This is a genomic window from Sphingomonas chungangi (assembly GCF_013778325.1).
GTDB lineage: Bacteria > Pseudomonadota > Alphaproteobacteria > Sphingomonadales > Sphingomonadaceae > Solisphingomonas > Solisphingomonas chungangi.
Window position 1 is genome coordinate 1 of sequence record NZ_JACEIB010000024.1, and the last position, 16,022, is coordinate 16,022.

14 protein-coding genes and 1 pseudogene are annotated in these 16,022 nt (G+C 65.4%); all 15 read right to left on the minus strand.

Translation table 11 applies throughout. The features are described 5' to 3' along the window. Positions 1–198: 198 nt before the first annotated feature. The 15 genes and pseudogenes from arsH to HZF05_RS13905 all read right to left on the minus strand — a co-directional run bounded on the left by arsH (position 199) and on the right by HZF05_RS13905 (position 15,845). The gene (arsH, locus tag HZF05_RS13840) at positions 199–942 is read right to left on the minus strand and encodes an arsenical resistance protein ArsH (protein WP_160363763.1); all 744 of its coding nucleotides are present in this window, start codon (positions 940–942) and stop codon (positions 199–201) included. Continuing rightward, positions 939–1,376 (minus strand): arsenic resistance N-acetyltransferase ArsN2, encoded by a 438-nt coding sequence (gene arsN2 / locus HZF05_RS13845; protein ID WP_160363764.1) that lies wholly within the window; start codon positions 1,374–1,376, stop codon positions 939–941. The genes arsH and arsN2 overlap by 4 nt, the downstream gene beginning before the upstream one ends. After that, the gene (arsB, locus tag HZF05_RS13850; RefSeq protein ID WP_160363765.1) at positions 1,373–2,440 is read right to left on the minus strand and encodes an ACR3 family arsenite efflux transporter; all 1,068 of its coding nucleotides are present in this window, start codon (positions 2,438–2,440) and stop codon (positions 1,373–1,375) included. Before arsB ends, arsN2 begins: the two co-directional genes overlap by 4 nt. Before the next feature lies 1 nt (position 2,441). Further along, positions 2,442–2,867, minus strand: coding sequence for an arsenate reductase (glutaredoxin) (arsC, locus tag HZF05_RS13855; protein WP_160363766.1), 426 nt, complete (start codon positions 2,865–2,867; stop codon positions 2,442–2,444). 14 nt (positions 2,868–2,881) lie between these two features. After that, the gene (locus HZF05_RS13860; RefSeq protein ID WP_160363767.1) at positions 2,882–3,211 is read right to left on the minus strand and encodes an ArsR/SmtB family transcription factor; all 330 of its coding nucleotides are present in this window, start codon (positions 3,209–3,211) and stop codon (positions 2,882–2,884) included. 197 nt (positions 3,212–3,408) lie between these two features. After that, on the minus strand, positions 3,409–5,361 hold the full coding sequence (locus HZF05_RS13865; RefSeq protein ID WP_160363768.1) for a hybrid sensor histidine kinase/response regulator: 1,953 nt from the start codon (positions 5,359–5,361) through the stop codon (positions 3,409–3,411). Next, on the minus strand, positions 5,354–5,992 hold the full coding sequence (locus HZF05_RS13870) for a chemotaxis protein CheX (protein ID WP_160363769.1): 639 nt from the start codon (positions 5,990–5,992) through the stop codon (positions 5,354–5,356). Before HZF05_RS13870 ends, HZF05_RS13865 begins: the two co-directional genes overlap by 8 nt. Next, complete coding sequence (locus HZF05_RS13875; RefSeq protein ID WP_160363770.1) at positions 5,992–6,372, minus strand: response regulator transcription factor; 381 nt, start codon at positions 6,370–6,372, stop codon at positions 5,992–5,994. Before HZF05_RS13875 ends, HZF05_RS13870 begins: the two co-directional genes overlap by 1 nt. A gap of 326 nt (positions 6,373–6,698) precedes the next feature. Beyond that, positions 6,699–8,621 carry a chemotaxis protein CheA gene (locus HZF05_RS13880; RefSeq protein ID WP_160363771.1) on the minus strand — a complete coding sequence of 641 codons (1,923 nt, stop codon included), beginning with the start codon at positions 8,619–8,621 and terminating at the stop codon, positions 6,699–6,701. After that, positions 8,621–9,469 carry a CheR family methyltransferase gene (locus HZF05_RS13885; RefSeq protein ID WP_281367517.1) on the minus strand — a complete coding sequence of 283 codons (849 nt, stop codon included), beginning with the start codon at positions 9,467–9,469 and terminating at the stop codon, positions 8,621–8,623. Before HZF05_RS13885 ends, HZF05_RS13880 begins: the two co-directional genes overlap by 1 nt. Positions 9,470–9,471: 2 nt before the next feature. Next, complete coding sequence (cheB, locus tag HZF05_RS13890) at positions 9,472–10,563, minus strand: chemotaxis-specific protein-glutamate methyltransferase CheB (protein ID WP_160363772.1); 1,092 nt, start codon at positions 10,561–10,563, stop codon at positions 9,472–9,474. 2 nt (positions 10,564–10,565) lie between these two features. Next, positions 10,566–11,618, minus strand: a complete 1,053-nt coding sequence (locus HZF05_RS13895) for a chemotaxis protein CheW (RefSeq protein WP_246332007.1) — start codon at positions 11,616–11,618, stop codon at positions 10,566–10,568. Positions 11,619–11,666: 48 nt separating this feature from the next. Beyond that, positions 11,667–11,936: pseudogene (locus tag HZF05_RS22440) on the minus strand (chemotaxis protein CheW); the annotation flags it as partial. A gap of 2 nt (positions 11,937–11,938) precedes the next feature. Continuing rightward, complete coding sequence (locus tag HZF05_RS13900; protein ID WP_246332008.1) at positions 11,939–13,750, minus strand: methyl-accepting chemotaxis protein; 1,812 nt, start codon at positions 13,748–13,750, stop codon at positions 11,939–11,941. A gap of 787 nt (positions 13,751–14,537) precedes the next feature. Continuing rightward, positions 14,538–15,845, minus strand: a complete 1,308-nt coding sequence (locus HZF05_RS13905; protein WP_160363775.1) for a chloride channel protein — start codon at positions 15,843–15,845, stop codon at positions 14,538–14,540. Positions 15,846–16,022: the final 177 nt, after the last annotated feature.

Sequence of the window (16,022 nt, forward strand, 5' to 3'; positions counted from 1 at the left end):
CATCGGTCACCCTCCTGCATTGAAGCGGCATTCCGACTTCGTAACATCCAGGAGGGTGGCTACATCAATTACGCGGTGTCCCACCTCCCATCGAGACGCTGGAGCGAAACGGTCGCCGGACCTGCCAGGCGGTTCGCGACCATTTGTCGCCATTGGCAGCGCCGTTTGGGCTTTCCGAAAGCTGTCGCTCTGGCTCGATCAATGACGGCCAACGGCGATCGCCGAATGGTCTTCCGGCTGGACGGGAACACCCACCGCTTTGCGCTCGGAATAGCGATCGACGAGCTGATCGGCATGGGGCCGCAACAGCACGGTCATGCGCGCCAGCTCCTCCATCACATCGACGATTCGGTCATAATAAGCCGACGGCTTCATCCGCCCGGCCTCGTCAATTTCATTGTAGGCCATCGCGACGGACGACTGGTTTGGGATGGTGAACATCCGCATCCATCGGCCGAGCAGCCGCAGCGTGTTGACCGCGTTGAACGACTGCGACCCGCCCGACACCTGCATCACGGCGAGCGTACGGCCCTGGGTCGGCCGCATCCCCTTCATTTCGAGCGGCAGATGGTCGATCTGCGCCTTCATGATTCCCGAAATCGCCCCGTGGCGCTCCGGGCTGCACCAGACCTGGCCCTCCGACCACATCGACAGCTCGCGCAGCTCGTGGACCGCGGCGTGATCGTCGCCTTTTATCTGGTCGGGAAGCGGCAGGTCGGACGGATCGAAGATCCGCGTCTCGGCACCGAAGAGCTGGAGCAGGCGCGCGGCCTCCTCGACGGCGAGCCGCGAGAAGGACCGCTCGCGCAGCGACCCGTAGAGCAACAGGATGCGCGGAGCCGGCGCGCCGTCCCCGAGACCCAGCGCGGGCCGGGCGACAACGAAGGCGGGATCGAGCGCGGGGAGATTGTCGGGGTCGGAAAGCAACCGAACACGGGTCATGCGATGTCCTTGACGAGATAGGCGGCGCTCGCCGGGCAGAGCGAGGCGAATTGCGCGGTCAACGCGATCGATGCGGGCGCTGTGGCGCGCTCGGCCGGACGATAGCCGCGCGCCCGAAAGAAGTCGGGCATCGTCTGGGTGAGTAGATGAAGCCGCTCGACGCCATCTTGGCGGGCGAACGCCTCGGCATGGGCGACGAGCAGCCCCCCGAAACCTCGGCGTTTGCGGCTCGGCAGCACGACCAGCGAACGGAGAAGCCGGTCGGCGCCGCTGCCTTCGATGCCGATGAAGCCGATCGGGCCGTCGTCGTCGGATAGGCCGAAAAAGGCCCGGCCAGGCTCGCGCAAATCGTCGGTCGGCAACCCGGCCGCGCCGAGCGCGAGCGTCAGCACATCGTCGGCGAAAGTGAGCGGGGCGAACATTACACGGCTCATGCCGCGCCCCGCTCATACCAGCCGCGCGTCCGCTTCACGATGCCGACCACGGACACCATCACCGGCACCTCGACCAGAACGCCGACGACGGTCGCGAGCGCCGCGCCCGAATTGAGGCCAAACAGCGAGATTGCCGCGGCGACCGCCAGCTCGAAGAAGTTGGAGGCGCCGATCAACGCGGCGGGTGCGGCGACGCACCAAGCGACGCCGAGTTGGCGCGAGAGCAGATAGGCCACGCCGGCATTAAGATAGACCTGGATCAGGATCGGGACGGCGATGAGCACGATGACGAGCGGCTGGCGGACGATCTGTTCGCCCTGGAAACCGAAGAGGAGGATCAGGGTCGCGAGCAGCGCCAGAAGCGAGACCGGCCCGAGCCGGGCGAGCAGGCGATCGAGCGCCGCCTGCCCGCCCGATGCGATGATCGACGTGCGGACGAGCTGCGCCACGATGACGGGCACGACGATATAGAGGCCGACCGAGATCAGCAGCGTCGCCCAAGGCACCGCGACGGAAGCGACGCCGAGCAGGAGGCCGACCAGCGGCGCGAACAGGAAGACCATCAGCACGTCGTTCAACGCGACCTGGCTGAGCGTGTAGCTCGGATCGCCGTCGCACAGGTTCGACCAGACGAAGACCATCGCGGTGCAGGGCGCGGCGGCGAGGAGGATGACACCGGCGATATAGGAAGACGCGTTGCCGCCGGGCAACATCGGCGCGAACAGATAGCCGAGGAAGAAGGTGCCGAGCAGCGCCATCGAGAAGGGTTTGACGCCCCAATTCACCAGCAGCGTCACGCCGACGCCGCGCCAGTGCTGGCGCACCGATCCGAGCGCACCGAAGTCGATCTTGAGCAGCATCGGCACGATCATCAGCCAGATCAGCACGGCGACGACGAGATTGACGCGCGCCACCTCGGCCGCCGCGATCGCGGCGAAGGCGCCGGGCGCAGCATGGCCGAGCGCAATGCCCACGATTATGCAGAGCGCGACCCACAGGGTCAGCCAGCGCTCGAACAGGCCCATCACCGGCTTGGCCGGCACGGCGTCCGCGATCTTCGCCATGTCAGCGCACCCGCCCGCCGGCAGCATCGACGACCTGTTCGCCGTCCTCCTTGGCGAAAGCGCCACGCTGCGCGTCGGGCAAAATGTCGAGAACCGCTTCCGAAGGCCGGCAGAGCCTCACGCCGAGCGGCGTCACTACCAACGGCCGGTTGATGAGAGTTGGGTGCGCCATCATCGCGTCGATCAGCGCCTCGTCGGAGAGCGTCTCGTAGCCGAGACCTAGCTCGGCATAGGGCGTGCCCTTCTCTCGCAGCAGCGCACGGGGCGTCATGCCGGCCGCGTCGATCATCTCGACGAGCAGCGCGCGCGATGGCGGGGTCTTTAGGTACTCGACGACGTGCGGTTCGACACCGCAGTTCCGGATCAGCGCAAGCGTGTTGCGCGACGTGCCGCACTCGGGATTGTGGTAGATGACGACGGTGGTCACGAGAACCAGATCCTTCAGCAGCAGGTGAGGTCGGCGAGTAGTGGCTCGCAGAGTTCAGCGCGGCCCTGACAACAATCCTTGGCGAGAAAGGTCATCAGGGTGCGCAGCGTGTCGATGTTGGCGCGCTGGATCTGTTGGCGTCCGCGCCGTTCGGCGATCACCAACTCGGCCTTGGCGAGTACAGCGAGGTGGGTTGAGAAGGTGCTTTGCGTGAGACCGCTCGCCTCGACCAGCGCTCCGGTCGGCAGGCCGTCAGGCTCATGCCGGACAAGCAGGCGGAAGGCATTGAGGCGGGTTGGGTGCGCCAGAGCCGCCAGAGCGGTGATCGCCGAATCCTGTTCCATATATCGGAATTACCCGATCATTGATGGCGCCGCAAGACGCATCGGATTATACCGATACATTTAACGAGCTTTGGCGACCCGTGCCCTTCTAAACGGTCTGACCGCTTTGTCCCATGACCTTCGGGCAGCAGTCGATCAGAGTCGGCCGTTGCCGGGTGGGTAGCAAGGAGAGGACCTATCCCAGCAGAACGACGATGCTAACGATCCAATTGAGAGCGGATCCGTTCCGAGAGTGCAGCGAAGCTGAAAGGTTTCGGCAGCAAATCGATACCCGGTTCGAGTTGCCCATTCTTTAGGATCGCATCTCGGGGATAGCCGGACGTGAACAGCACCTTCAGCTGAGGCTGCTCGCTCCGAGCCGCCTTAGCGAGCTCCCAGCCCGACATCGCGGGCATCACGACATCGGTCAGCAGGAGCTGCACGTCCTGATCGGGACGGGCGAGCAACCGCAGCGCAGTGTCCCCATCATGGGCCTCCAGAACACGATAGCCGAGCTCGCGCAGAAGATCGACGGTGTGCGCGCGGACATCGTCGTCGTCCTCGACAACCAAGATTGTCTCCGCGCCATGCCCCATGTCGCTGTTTGTTGCGGGTGCCGCCAAAACAGGCTCCTCGTTGGACAAAAGGCGCGGGAAGTGGAGCGCGATGCGCGTGCCTTTGCCAAGCGTCGATTGGATATCGACATGGCCGCCGGACTGCGTGACGAAGCCATAGACCATCGACAATCCGAGGCCCGTCCCCTTGCCGACCTCCTTCGTCGTGAAGAAGGGATCGAAGACCTTGCTGATCGTCTCCGGCGACATGCCAGTGCCGGTATCGACGACAGTGATGACAACAAAATCGCCGCTCCTTCCGTTTGGCTCTTGAGCGTCGAGGCTGAGATTGCGCGCCTCGATCGAGAGGCTGCCGCCATCGGGCATGGCATCGCGCGCATTCACGGCCAGATTGAGCACTGCATTCTCGAGCTGGTGCTGATCGATTTCGCACCACCATAGACCCGGCTGGACATGAATGTGGATCGCGATCGTTTCGCTGATCGATCTCGTGACCAGATCAGACATACCGGTCAGCAGGACAGCCATGTCCGTCGGCTTGGCGATCAACGCTTGGCGTCGCGAGAAGGCAAGCAGGCGATGCGTCAGCGCCGCGGCCCGTTCCGCGCCCTTCATAGCGTTGTCGATCGCGCGCCGGATCCGCGGATCTGCCTGCTCATCCAGTCGCCGGCCGACAGTTTCGACATTGCCGGTGATGATCGTCAGCAGATTGTTGAAGTCGTGCGCGATGCCGCTGGCGAGTTGGCCGATCGCCTCCATCTTCTGGGACTGGAGAAGCGCTTCCTCAGCGCGGAGGCGGACGGCGATTTCCTCCTTCACGCGCCGTTCGAGGCTGTCGTTCAGGTCGCGAAGCCGCGCCTCGGCCTGCTTGGAGGCGGTCACGTCGTAGATCACGCCGATGAAACGGTAACCCGGCCCGTCGTTGCGCACGACCTCGCCACGCCTTGCGACCCAGCGCAGTGCGCCGTCGCTGCTGCGAACGACCTCGAACTCGCCGAGAAGCTGGGTTGTGGCCGGATCGATGGAATCGGGAATGATGGGGGCCGAGCCCGGACGGACAAGGCCGTTGACGGTGCGGATGGGCAAAACGCTTGCCGGATGCAGCCCCAGTAGACGACAGAATTCATCGGATACCGAAGCAGTGGCAAACCCGTCGACATATTCGAAGGTGCCCACGCCGCCCGCACTTTGCGCGACCCGCAGGCGCTCCTCGGCGCGCTTACGCTCAGTTACATCGACCAACAGGCCGGTGAAGCGGACGGGCTCGTCCTGCGCGCTGAAATGACTCTGCCCACGGCCGTGCATCCACCGGAACGAACCGTCCGCAGCTTGAATCCGAAACTCCTTGGAGAACCGCTCGGCGCCACCCAGCATGCCGGCAACCGCGATTTTCATCCGGGCGCGATCATCGCGGTGAATGCGGGAGAAGAAAGTAGCTGTAGAAAGGGCGGCCCCGACCTTTCCACGTTCGAGCCCATAGAGTTCCGCAAAGGCCGCGTCGATCCTGAGCTCGTCCGCGGCAATGTCCCAGTCCCAACTTCCGCTGGCGCCGGCGGTCACGAGGGCCGCGTGGCTCAGGCCGCCATCCTCAGCCATCCTCGCCTACGACCCGCTCGATGAACTCGCCGACAAGCTCTTTCAGCACGGCGAGTGACGGCAGGCTCATCAGCATCGCGATATAGCCCCGGATGTCGCGGTCACGGACCGAGAAGTCGATATAGAGGAACAGGACCAAGCCGGCATCGGGCTCATCTTCGATAACCTCGAACAGGCTCGCGCCGTTGCCGCGCACCACCTCGGGGATGGTCATCGACAGCGAGCGCTTGAGCATGTTCGCCATGGTGGCGAGACAGGAGTTGAGGATGACGTTGCCGGTTTCGGCCAGCGCCTCATGCTCCATTTCGAGCACTTCCTCGACGGATAGCTCGTCGTGGGTGACTGCGCGGACGAGTTCGAGGCTCTTCGTTTCCGGAAAGATGAGCAGGGCCCGGCCCGAGAAGGCGCCCGAGAAATCCTGGCGGACCGCGACGAGATCGGCCTCCTCCCGCTCACTGATCAGCCGCGCCGCACGGGGCTGCGAGACGATCTCGATCGCTGGCACGGACAGCAACACCTGGCCGCCGACCATCTTGCGAAGATTCGAGGCTGCCCGGCCCACGCCGATATTGACGATCTCGGTCAGTGCGTCGCGCTCGAGCTCGCGCAGCAAGATGTCGTCGGTGGTCATTATTTCTTGGACCGCAGGCGAAGCGCCGTGCCCGACACGAAGCCCTGAAGCCCCTCGGTCGTCACCGGCTTCGCAACGAAGGCGGCATCGAGCGCTCTGGCGCGCGCGACGACCTCGTCCTGGATGTTCGCAGTGATGATCGCGATCGGCAGATCAGGGTGGGCTTCGCGAAGCTCGGCGGCCAGGACGAGACCGTCTTTCTCGGTCATGTTGAAGTCGATTAGTGCGACGTCGATCGGGGTCTTCGCCATGATCTCGATCGCCTGCGCCGCGCTGCCGGCTTCGACGCGGGTCCAATCGGGCTGGAGCTCCGCGAGCGCCTTCGTGGCCACGATGCGGGCGAGCTTGCTGTCATCGACGACCAGAACCGTCACCGGCATACGAACTCCAATTATGAACGGCCGGGGCGGGAATTGCCTCGACCTATGAGGAACTTGAGCCCGCTATAGCGGGACGGGACCGGAAGGTGAACGCTCTGTCTCCAGCAGGGGTACGACATAGGCGCAAAGGAACGGATCGACGGGCTTGCTCGCCATGACGGGTCTCGTCGCCATCATGATCTGGACGACCGCGGAATGCAGAGTTTCGCACGCGGAAAGGTCGACCCGGCGACCGGGCACCTCAAGAAGATAGCCGAGCAGCGTCTCAGCCTCCTCGATCCTGCACCGTCCCTCCAGGAGGATGATACCGTCAGCGACTCGCACACTCATCCGATCAGCCTTTCGGGATCGAGGACGAGGAGGACCTCGCCATTGCTCATCAGAGTTGTGCCGGCGATGCCGGGCACCGTCGCCAGCAATCCGCTGACCGGGCGCACCATCGAATCCACCCGTTCGCCGAATGCGTCGATCGCCAGCGCGATCCGCTCCGTATTCATGTGCGTGACCACAAGCCGGACCCGCTCCGACGGTGCGCGACCCCTCCCAACCAGTTCAGACAGATGTAGGAGCGGGACGGTCGCGTCGCGCAATACGAGGGCCTCGCCACCGCCGACCGGTACGATCTGCTCCGCCGACACGGTCGCCGTCTCTGCGATGCGATCAAACGGAATGGCATAGCGATCCTCGCCCGCGGCAACGACGAGCAATCTGGTCGTGATCGCGCTGAGCGGCAGGACGAGTAGCATCGTCGAGCCTGCACCGATGGCGCTCTCGACCTCGATCCGTCCCCCGGCGGCCTCCACTGCGCGCCTCACCGCATCCATGCCCACGCCGCGGCCCGAGACGTCGCTCACCTGATCGCAAGTCGAGAAGCCGGGCGAGAAGATCAGATGCGTGGCACTCCTATCGTCGAGAAGCGCCGACCCCTCGCCCGTTACGATCCCGCGTTCGACCGCAATGGCCCGGATGCGTGCCGGGTCGATGCCGGCGCCGTCGTCCTTGAGCGAGACATGGAGCTGTTCGCCGGAACGCGCGAAACGAAGGCGCAGCCGCCCCTGCGCCGGCTTTCCGGCGGCAATACGTCGCTCGGGCGCCTCGATGCCATGGTCCAGTGCGTTGCGGACAAGGTGCAGCAGGGGCTCGAACAGGATGTCCGCGATCGCCTTGTCGACCTCGATCGCCTCGCCTTCGATCACGAAGGCGACATCCTTTCCCAAGGTATCGGCGATGTCCCGGACGAGCCGCGGCAGGCGGCGGACGGCCGGACCAACTGGGACGAGGCGCACGGCGATGACGGATCGTTGCATCGCCAGGATGCCGCGATCGAGTTCGGTCTGGAAGGCACGGAGACGTGGCCCAAGCCCGGTGTCGCTCTGCGCCGCGTTAGCGACGATCGAGGCGAGGCTGTTCCCGATGACGACGAGCTCGCCGACATGGTCCACGAGGCTGTCGATCCGCCGCTCGTCGATGCGAAAAGTGCGGACCGCATCGTACGCGACGCCCACCTCGTCCATCTGCCGGGGCATAGCGAAGACCGCAGCCTGTTCTCCCACAACGCGCAGCACCGCCTGCACGGCCGTCATCGGCGCGGCGCTCAGCCCTTCCAGCACCAGATTGCAGTGGAAAGGATCGAGGACGTCCGCCTCGGGCCAGGGATCGCGGGGCCGGATCGCGAGCGCCAACGTCTCCGGGATGGCGGCGACGAGCGCGAGGGGATCGTCCCCTCGGAAGAAGCAGGCGGCATCGGGCGTGTAGCGAAAAGCGACGAGATCTCCGGCAGCCCCTTTGACGGAGGCAGCCTCCCTATCGAGGATGGCCGTTACCCAGTCCGGGACGGCTTGGCTGGTGATCGGCTCAGGTCCGGCATCCTCCTCGCTTCCACCAAAGCGGAGGAGGAGGCGCGCGGCGACGGTGCCAGCGTCGTGCGGCAAGCGCCCTTCGGTTTCCATAGCGTCGACCCAAGCATCGACGCGATCGAGGCAGGCAACGAGCGTGGCGATTGGGGCGAGATCGAGGCGAACTCGATTCGCCCGTGCGCCTTCGAGCAGATCCTCGGCCGCGTGCAGGATCCGGCCGGCGGGCGCCATGTCGAACAGCGCGACCGAGCCCTTAAGCGTGTGAATTGCGCGAAAGGCCGCGTCGATCCGCCCGGCGTCGCCCGGCTCCTGGCGCAGGCCTTCGAGGGCGGCTAGGGCTTCGGGAACGAGCTCGCGCGCCTCGATCAGGAATTGGGCCAGAAGCTCGTCCATCAGGGCCGACGATAGACGATCGCATCGTCCAGGCGAACAAGTTCGAAACGATCGCTGATCCGCGACATGGATTCTGTGTGCCCCAAGCAGAGGAAGCCGCCGGGGTTTAGGCTTTCGAACAGACGCCGGGCCGCCACGTCGCGCGCCGCATCGTCGAAATAGATCAGGAGGTTTCGGCAGAAGATGACGTCGAACCGGCCCTGCGCGGCCACGCTGCGCGCGTCGATGAGATTGGCTTCAGTGAGATGGATCGATTCCTTGAGATCGTCGACGATCTCTCGAACATGTCCCTTCACCGGGCCGAAATAGCGATTGCGGACATCATCCGGCAGGCGCGCCAGTGCCCGCTCGCCGTATCGGCCTCGCCGCGCATGCGACAGCGCGGCGGTATCGACGTCCGAACCGACGATTTCGATGTTCCACGAGTCCACCATCGGCCAGTTTTCGAGCAGCCAGATCGCGATGGAATAGGGTTCATCGCCGGTCGAGCAGGGGAGCGACCAGATCCGCACGAGATCGCCCGGGCGGCGCGTTTCGACGATCCGCGGCAGGATGTCGCGCGAAAGGGCAGCAAGCTGGCTCTCTTCGCGATAGAAATAGGTTTCGTTGATCGTGAAGGCGTTGATCAGCGCCTGAAGCTCGTTCCGATCGAACGGCAGCGCCGCCACATAGCGCGATATATCCGGAATGCCGGCCTTCGCCATCCGATCGGCGACGCGCCGCTCGATATAGTAGCGCTTGGTTTCGCCGAAGATCATGCCGGTGCGGTCGTACAGGATCGCGCACAGCCGGTTCAGGTGATCGGGGGAGAGCGACGGGGGCGCCTGGGGGATCGGGTCTGCCGCCAGCGTCACCTCGGGCGCGCCAGTTCCAGGAGGGCGCCCGCGATCCGATCGCGCGGAAGGATCATTGCGGCCCCGCCACGCTCGACGAGCGCGCCGGGCATGCCCCAAACGACGGCGCTTTCTTCAGCTTCGGCGATCGTCAGGCCGCCGCGCGCATGGAGCTCTGTCATCAACTCGGCTCCATCATCACCCATCCCGGTCATCAACACGCCGACGAGCCGTTCGGGCGCAACGACGCCTAGCGCGCTTTCGACCAAACGATCGGCGCTCGGATGCCAGAGCCGGTCCGGATCCTCTGGCGCCGGCATGGCGACCAGGCGGGCTCCGCGGCGGGTGACGATGAGATCGGCATCGCCGCGCCCAATATAGATATGCCCCGGTTCGATCGGCGTCGGCTTCGCAACCTCACCGACGGCCAGGGCGCAGGCCCTGTCGAGCCGCCGCGCGAGCTGCCCGGTGAAGCTCGCCGGCATGTGCTGGGCGACCAGGATCGGCCATGGGAATGTGGCGGGCAACGCGGTGAGGACCGCGTCGAGCGCCGGCGGCCCGCCCGTGGAGGTGCCGATCAGGACGATCGCGCCGTCCTCGGGCGCTGCCCATTCGACCGGCATCACGCGTCCGCGGGTACGAGCAGGCTTCGGCCGGCGCCGCGTTCCGGCACTCTGAAGGCGCACGCGCTCGGCGAGGCGGGCGGTGCGGGACAGGCGGGCGCGGGCGGCGGCGCGCACTTTCTCGACCAGCAGCGGCGCAAGCGCGTCGATCTCGAGCGAGATTGCGCCGCCGGGTTTCGGCACGAAATCGACCGCGCCGAGTGACATCGCCTCCAGCGTTTCCTCAGCCCCCTCGGCGGTCAGTGCGGAGACCATCACCACTGGCGTCGGCCGCTCCAGCATGATCCGGTCGAGACATTGCAGGCCGTCCATGCCGGGCATGTGGATGTCGAGCGTCACCACGTCGGGCGCGAATTCGGTCAGCACGGCGATCGCCTCTTCGCCGCTGCGGGCGGTCGCGACGACGAAATCCTCCTGCTGGCCGAAGATGTCGGACAGCAGTCGCCGCATCAGCGGCGAGTCGTCGACGATGAGCAGCCGAGTCACGGTCAGGACGTGGCCGTGTCTGTCTGCAGCGCCGTGAGTAGGTCGCGCTCCGTGCCGTCGAGAAGCTCGGCGGGTTCGATCAGGAGGGCGATGCTGCCGTCGGGCATCATGGCGGTCCGGTCGAACAGTCGCGTCTCGTCGGAGATGCTTGGCGCCGGGGAGACGCTGGATGCCTCCAGGCGGCGGATCTCCGTCACCTCGTCGACGATGAAGGCGGCCTTCAGGCTTCTCAGGCGGACGACGACCGCGCGGCGGCGCGTATCGGCCTGCTCCGTCTCGCCAAAGCGCCTGCGCTGATCGATCACCGGGATGGCATGGCCCCGCAGGTTCATCACGCCTTCGACGAAGCCGGGCGCCTTCGGGAGCCGCGTCAGCACGTCCGGCACCCGGACGATCTCGTCCACCGCCATCGCGGGCAGGCCGAAATTCTGCGTGCCCAGACGAACGATCAGAAAGGGTTCGGTTGCTTCTGTCGCCATTTCGGCCACATCCTCCGGTCGTTCGTCGCGCCGCTCCGGCATGTGAGTCATGAGCGCTTCGGTGAAAAGCTGGTCCGCCGCGAGGATCGAGATCAGGCGGCGCCCGCCTTCGAGCCGGGCGATCGCCTGGATGCGTGCCTCGCTCGCGCGTCTGGCGATGACGGTGGGCACGGGATCGACATCAGCCTCGTCGACGGCCAACACCGATCGCATCGACGTCACCGCGAGCCCGATACGATGCCCGCGCATGGTGGCTACGACGATTCGGGTCGGGCGCCCGCCAACGTCCTCCGACAGTCCCAGAAGCGGGGCGAGGACCAGGATCGGCAGCAATTCGCCCCGATGTTCAACCGTGCCGAGGACCGCACGATCAACATCCGGAAGCCGGGAAATTTCGGCCGGAACGGCGACCACCTCCGACACCTGATCGAGCGGGAGCGCGAATTCCTGACCGCCCGCGACAAACGAGATCAGATCGAGCGTTGCGGCTTCGCTCGCTTGCTCCTTCGTGGCAATCATGCGGGCCCGAGTCGCGGCCGTGCGCGCTGGCGCCTGCCGCAGCGCGAGTCCGACCAAAGCCTCAATATCGAGCGCCTTGGTGCGGCCCTTCCGGTCAACGACCTCCCGAACCTCGTCGACCAGCAGCGCGATCGGGTCGGCACGATCGAGGACCATGATCCGGTCCCCGCTCGCCGTCCCGCCCTGAAGGACGGAGACCGAAAGGATCGGGACCGCGGTGCCTCGGACATTGCCGAGACCGATCATGCCGGCGGGCGCATGGGGAACGCGGGTCGTCGCGGGCAGCTTCATCACCTCCCGGACGCTGTCCGCCGGGAGCGCCTGCAGGCGGCCTGCGGCACGGAAAGTCAGGAAGCGCGACGGGTTTTCAGCCACGATCAGGCCCCGGCCGGCACCAGCGCGGTGGACAGCGATGCGATCTCCTCGATCGCCGCGGCAAGGTCCTCCGCCCCCTGAGCCTGCTGGCGCGCGGCGCTGGCTGCCTCCTGCGCCGCAGCCGCTGCTTCCTGCGCGACGCTCGAAATCTGTTCGGTGCCCGCGCGGACCTGGCGGGCGGCGGTGATGATGCTTTCCGCGCCCTGGATGATCGCGTCGCTGCTGGAAGCGAGCGCGGCGAGTTCGGTTACCATCGTATCGAGGCGGGCGATCACAGCATGGTTGCGGCTCACCTCAAGTTCGCCCGCGCCGGCGATCAGTTCGAGATCGCGGCGCAGATCCCCGATCTCGTCCTGCATGCGGCCGACGATGTCCTTGGCGCCATCTGCATTCTCGGCAGCGGTGCGCGACAGGTTGCGAATATCGCTGGCGACCGTCGCGAAACCCGACCCGGCATCGCCCGCACGCGTCGCTTCCACTGAGCCGGAGACGGCCAGCATGTTGATCTGCACCGCGACCAGCGCGAGCCCGTCGACGAGGCGCTCGATCCGGCGCGTGGTGTCGGCCAGGCCCAACATCAAAGCGCCGATCTCGCGCGATTCCTGGAGCGCGGTTGCGACGCCGTCGACGAGGCGGCGAACCACGTCGCGGCCATCGTCGATCAGGGTCTGTAGGGCCGTCACTCTCTCGTTCGCCTCGGCGGCCCGCTGCATGGCGGCCGCAGCAGACTTTTCGATCTGCCCCATCGCGGTGTCGGCCTGCAGGGTTGCGGAGGACTGCAACTCGGCTCCCTTGCCGATCTGGTCTATCGCAACGAGGATCTGGGCGGCGGATCCGGAAATTTCCTGCACAGTCGCTGACAGCTCCTCGGCCGCAGCGGAGATCTGCGCACCGAGGTTCGTCGTCGCGCCGTCGGCCGACTGCTCAGCGATCGTCGCGATCTCCTCGGCCGCCTGATGGCTCTGATCGAGCGACTGGCTCTGCTGTTGCACCGCCTGCTGGGCCTCGGCTGCGGCCGCGGATTGCTCCTCCGCGGCGCTCGCGACTTGCTCTGCGCCCCTGCCCGCCTCGCGGGCCGCCGCTTCTGCCTCTGTCGCCGCCTGGACGATGGTCTGTGCGCCGTCGGCCAGGATCGCGAGATCGTCGCGGCTTGTCGCCAGACGCTGCATCAGGCCACGGCCGCCCGCGCTCTCACGCGTAGCGCTGTCTGACGCATCCTTGATACGTTTCGAAATCGCCTGCACTGTCCCGCGGATCTCGTCCGAAAGCTTGCGGATCTCGCCGGCACGGGCCTCAGACCCTTCCGCGAGCATACGCACTTCGTCCGCCACGATCGAGAAGCCGCGACCGTGATCGCCCGCCCGCGCCGCCTCCAGCGCGGCATTGAGCGCTAGCAGCCCGGTCTGCTCCGATACGTCAGATACGTCTCGGCTGATCGCGCCGATACCGCCGGCCTTCTCCTCGAGCGAGGCGATGACAGCGACCGAGGCGAGCTGGCGGTCGGCATTCAGTTCGATGGCCGAGATCGATCCCTCGATCTGCGCGTGAGTATCGATGAAGCTCGTCTGCAACTGCTCGGTCCGCATCAGCGATGCCACGGCCTGATCGCGCGCCTCGCCAAAGTCCCGCACGAGCGAGCTGATGGAGCCGGACGATTCCTGCGCGGCACTGGCGGCCTCTTCCGCTCCACGCGAAATCTGGTCCATTGCGCGCTGCAACTCGGCTGCGGCAGACGCCGCCTCGCCGACGCCGCTGGCCAGCTGCAGTGAAGCTGCCGCGAGCCTTTCCGATGCTCCGCCCTTCCGCGCCGACATCCTCTCCCGCGCCGAACGATGGGCGCGCGGCTTTGGCTGCTGAGGCGCCGACGCATCCTCGGCATTGGGGGCTTTCCGCCCCGTTATCGCGGTCTTTTTTACAAGCGCCATCTCATCCCCACATGTCGGATCGCCCTGACATAACAGGCTTCTCTCCGCACGCCAGCGATGGTCTGCGGCGGTAATTGGAAGCCAAGCAGTGAGAGAACGGCTCACGTCTTGATGAGCGGGTTATAAAAACGGCAAGATCCATCAATGGACGATGTCCTACGGTAGGTGCGGCCAGCTTGTTTTTTGAACCGGACTAACCGGCACCCGCAGGTCGAACAATGGGGGGTGGTCTGGAGAGAACCACGAGACCTGCACGCCGCACGAACGACCGGTTCCGGACATAACCGTCGTCCAGTGCAGTGGGCCCCGATCACGGCTTCGTTTAAGGTGTAGTCGTTCGAACTATGGGTGCCATTCGCTAGAGCCCAACAGGCTTACCGTCGGCTGTTGAGAATCACTATGAGGTGCGGGAACGGCCGTCATTGGGCGCTTCCCTGCCCGGCCGCTTGCGACCAGTCCAAGCTACTCCGCGTCCGACGATCGAACGTCCGGTCACACCCGAACCGAAAATTCGCATGAGACCCGGTAACCGTTCGGCAGGGCGCTGACGCCGTAAGTTGAGCGGCGGTTTCGATACGGCTCACGTCTGTCTGCTGATGCCCGCAAGCTCGTTAAAAATGCTGGTTCTCAGAGCTTCGTCCGTTGGAGTGGCGTCAGCTGCGGGCCCTGATACTCATCAGCGGTCAGCATCTCGGTCCCTCGGGGTGAACCCGTGTGACAGCCCGTGGTAGAGACGTTCGGGACAGATAACGCTCGATGCCGCGTCGGCGATCAGCGCGGTGGCCAACAGTGGTAAAAGCAGCCCATGGCTGGCAGTCGCCTCCGAAATAATCACGACGGCTGTTAGAGGCGCCCGGACTACTCCGGTGAAATATCCCGCCATACCGAGCAGCACGACAGTGCCAGCAGGCGCAAGTGGAAACAGATGCCTCAGGAGTTCGCCCAGCCCGGCGCCCGTCGCGAGTGAGGGCGCGAATATTCCGCCCGGCAGGCCCGAGACGGCAGTCGCCAAGGTCGATACAAACTTCGCCGGACCAAACCATGACGGCGCATCCACGCCGGTAATGATCAAACGCGCTGGTTCGTAGCTGGTCCCCCAGGTCAGCCCGGTAGTACAGCCGACGACCGCGACGACGAGGCCGGCTATACCTGCAGAGAGGCCCGGATGCTCGCGTATCCGAAGCAAAGGCTTCGCTTGGGATCGGCTGAAATCGAGCATCAATCGGGCGAACAATCCTCCCGTGAGGCCTCCAATAATACCTGCGATCGGTGTCACGAGGAGCGCCTGCTTCAGGGGCAACGTATTGGTCATGGCTCCGAAATAGACGTAGTCGCCGGACAGACCGAGACTTACCATGCCCGAGATGAGCACCGCAGTCATGACGAGCAGCGTCATCTTCTGTTCGTAGGCGGCTGCCAATTCCTCGATTGCGAAGGTCACGCCGGCGAGCGGGGTGTTGAAGGCTGCGGCAACACCGGCGGCTCCGCCCGCGATCATAACCGAGGCGCGGACCGGCATCCGAAAAAGACGGTGCGCGTAAGCCATGATCGTCGCGGAGATCTGGACCGTCGGTCCTTCGCGGCCGACGGATGCGCCGACGAGCAATGCGCCGATGGTCATCACAAACTTGACGACCGCCGTCTTCGCGGATGCGAGCGACATCATCGCACCTTCCGGATCTTTCCGCGCCGCCATGATCTGTGGAATGCCCGAGCCCCGTGCATCGGGCGCGATCCGTCGCGTCAGCCACACTAACAGGGCAAAGCCAGCCGGCGTCGCCAGAAGCGGTGCCCATTTCTGTCTTTGCACGACCATCAGGAAGAGATGGTTCGCCGTATCCGCCACCTTGGCGAACACCAGTGCGACTAGACCGAGCGCGACCGCGCCGGTCAGAATTGCCATTCGGCGGCGCCATACGGGAGCCGTAGGACCGTGACGACGGGCGAGCACTCGGACTCGGTCCATCTTTTTACCCCTGGTCATCCGCGGCGCCTCGGCAGAGGCGGGCGAAGCACTTGGAGTTGCCGATTCTGGCTGTCCTGCCGGTAAGCTCAACGACTATCCTTATGCTGTTATCCCGAGCACGCTTGCGCTCGAATCGCGTAGAGGCACTGAGCGAGGCTCTCGGCTGATGCGACCGATCTGTCCACGGTGAGATAG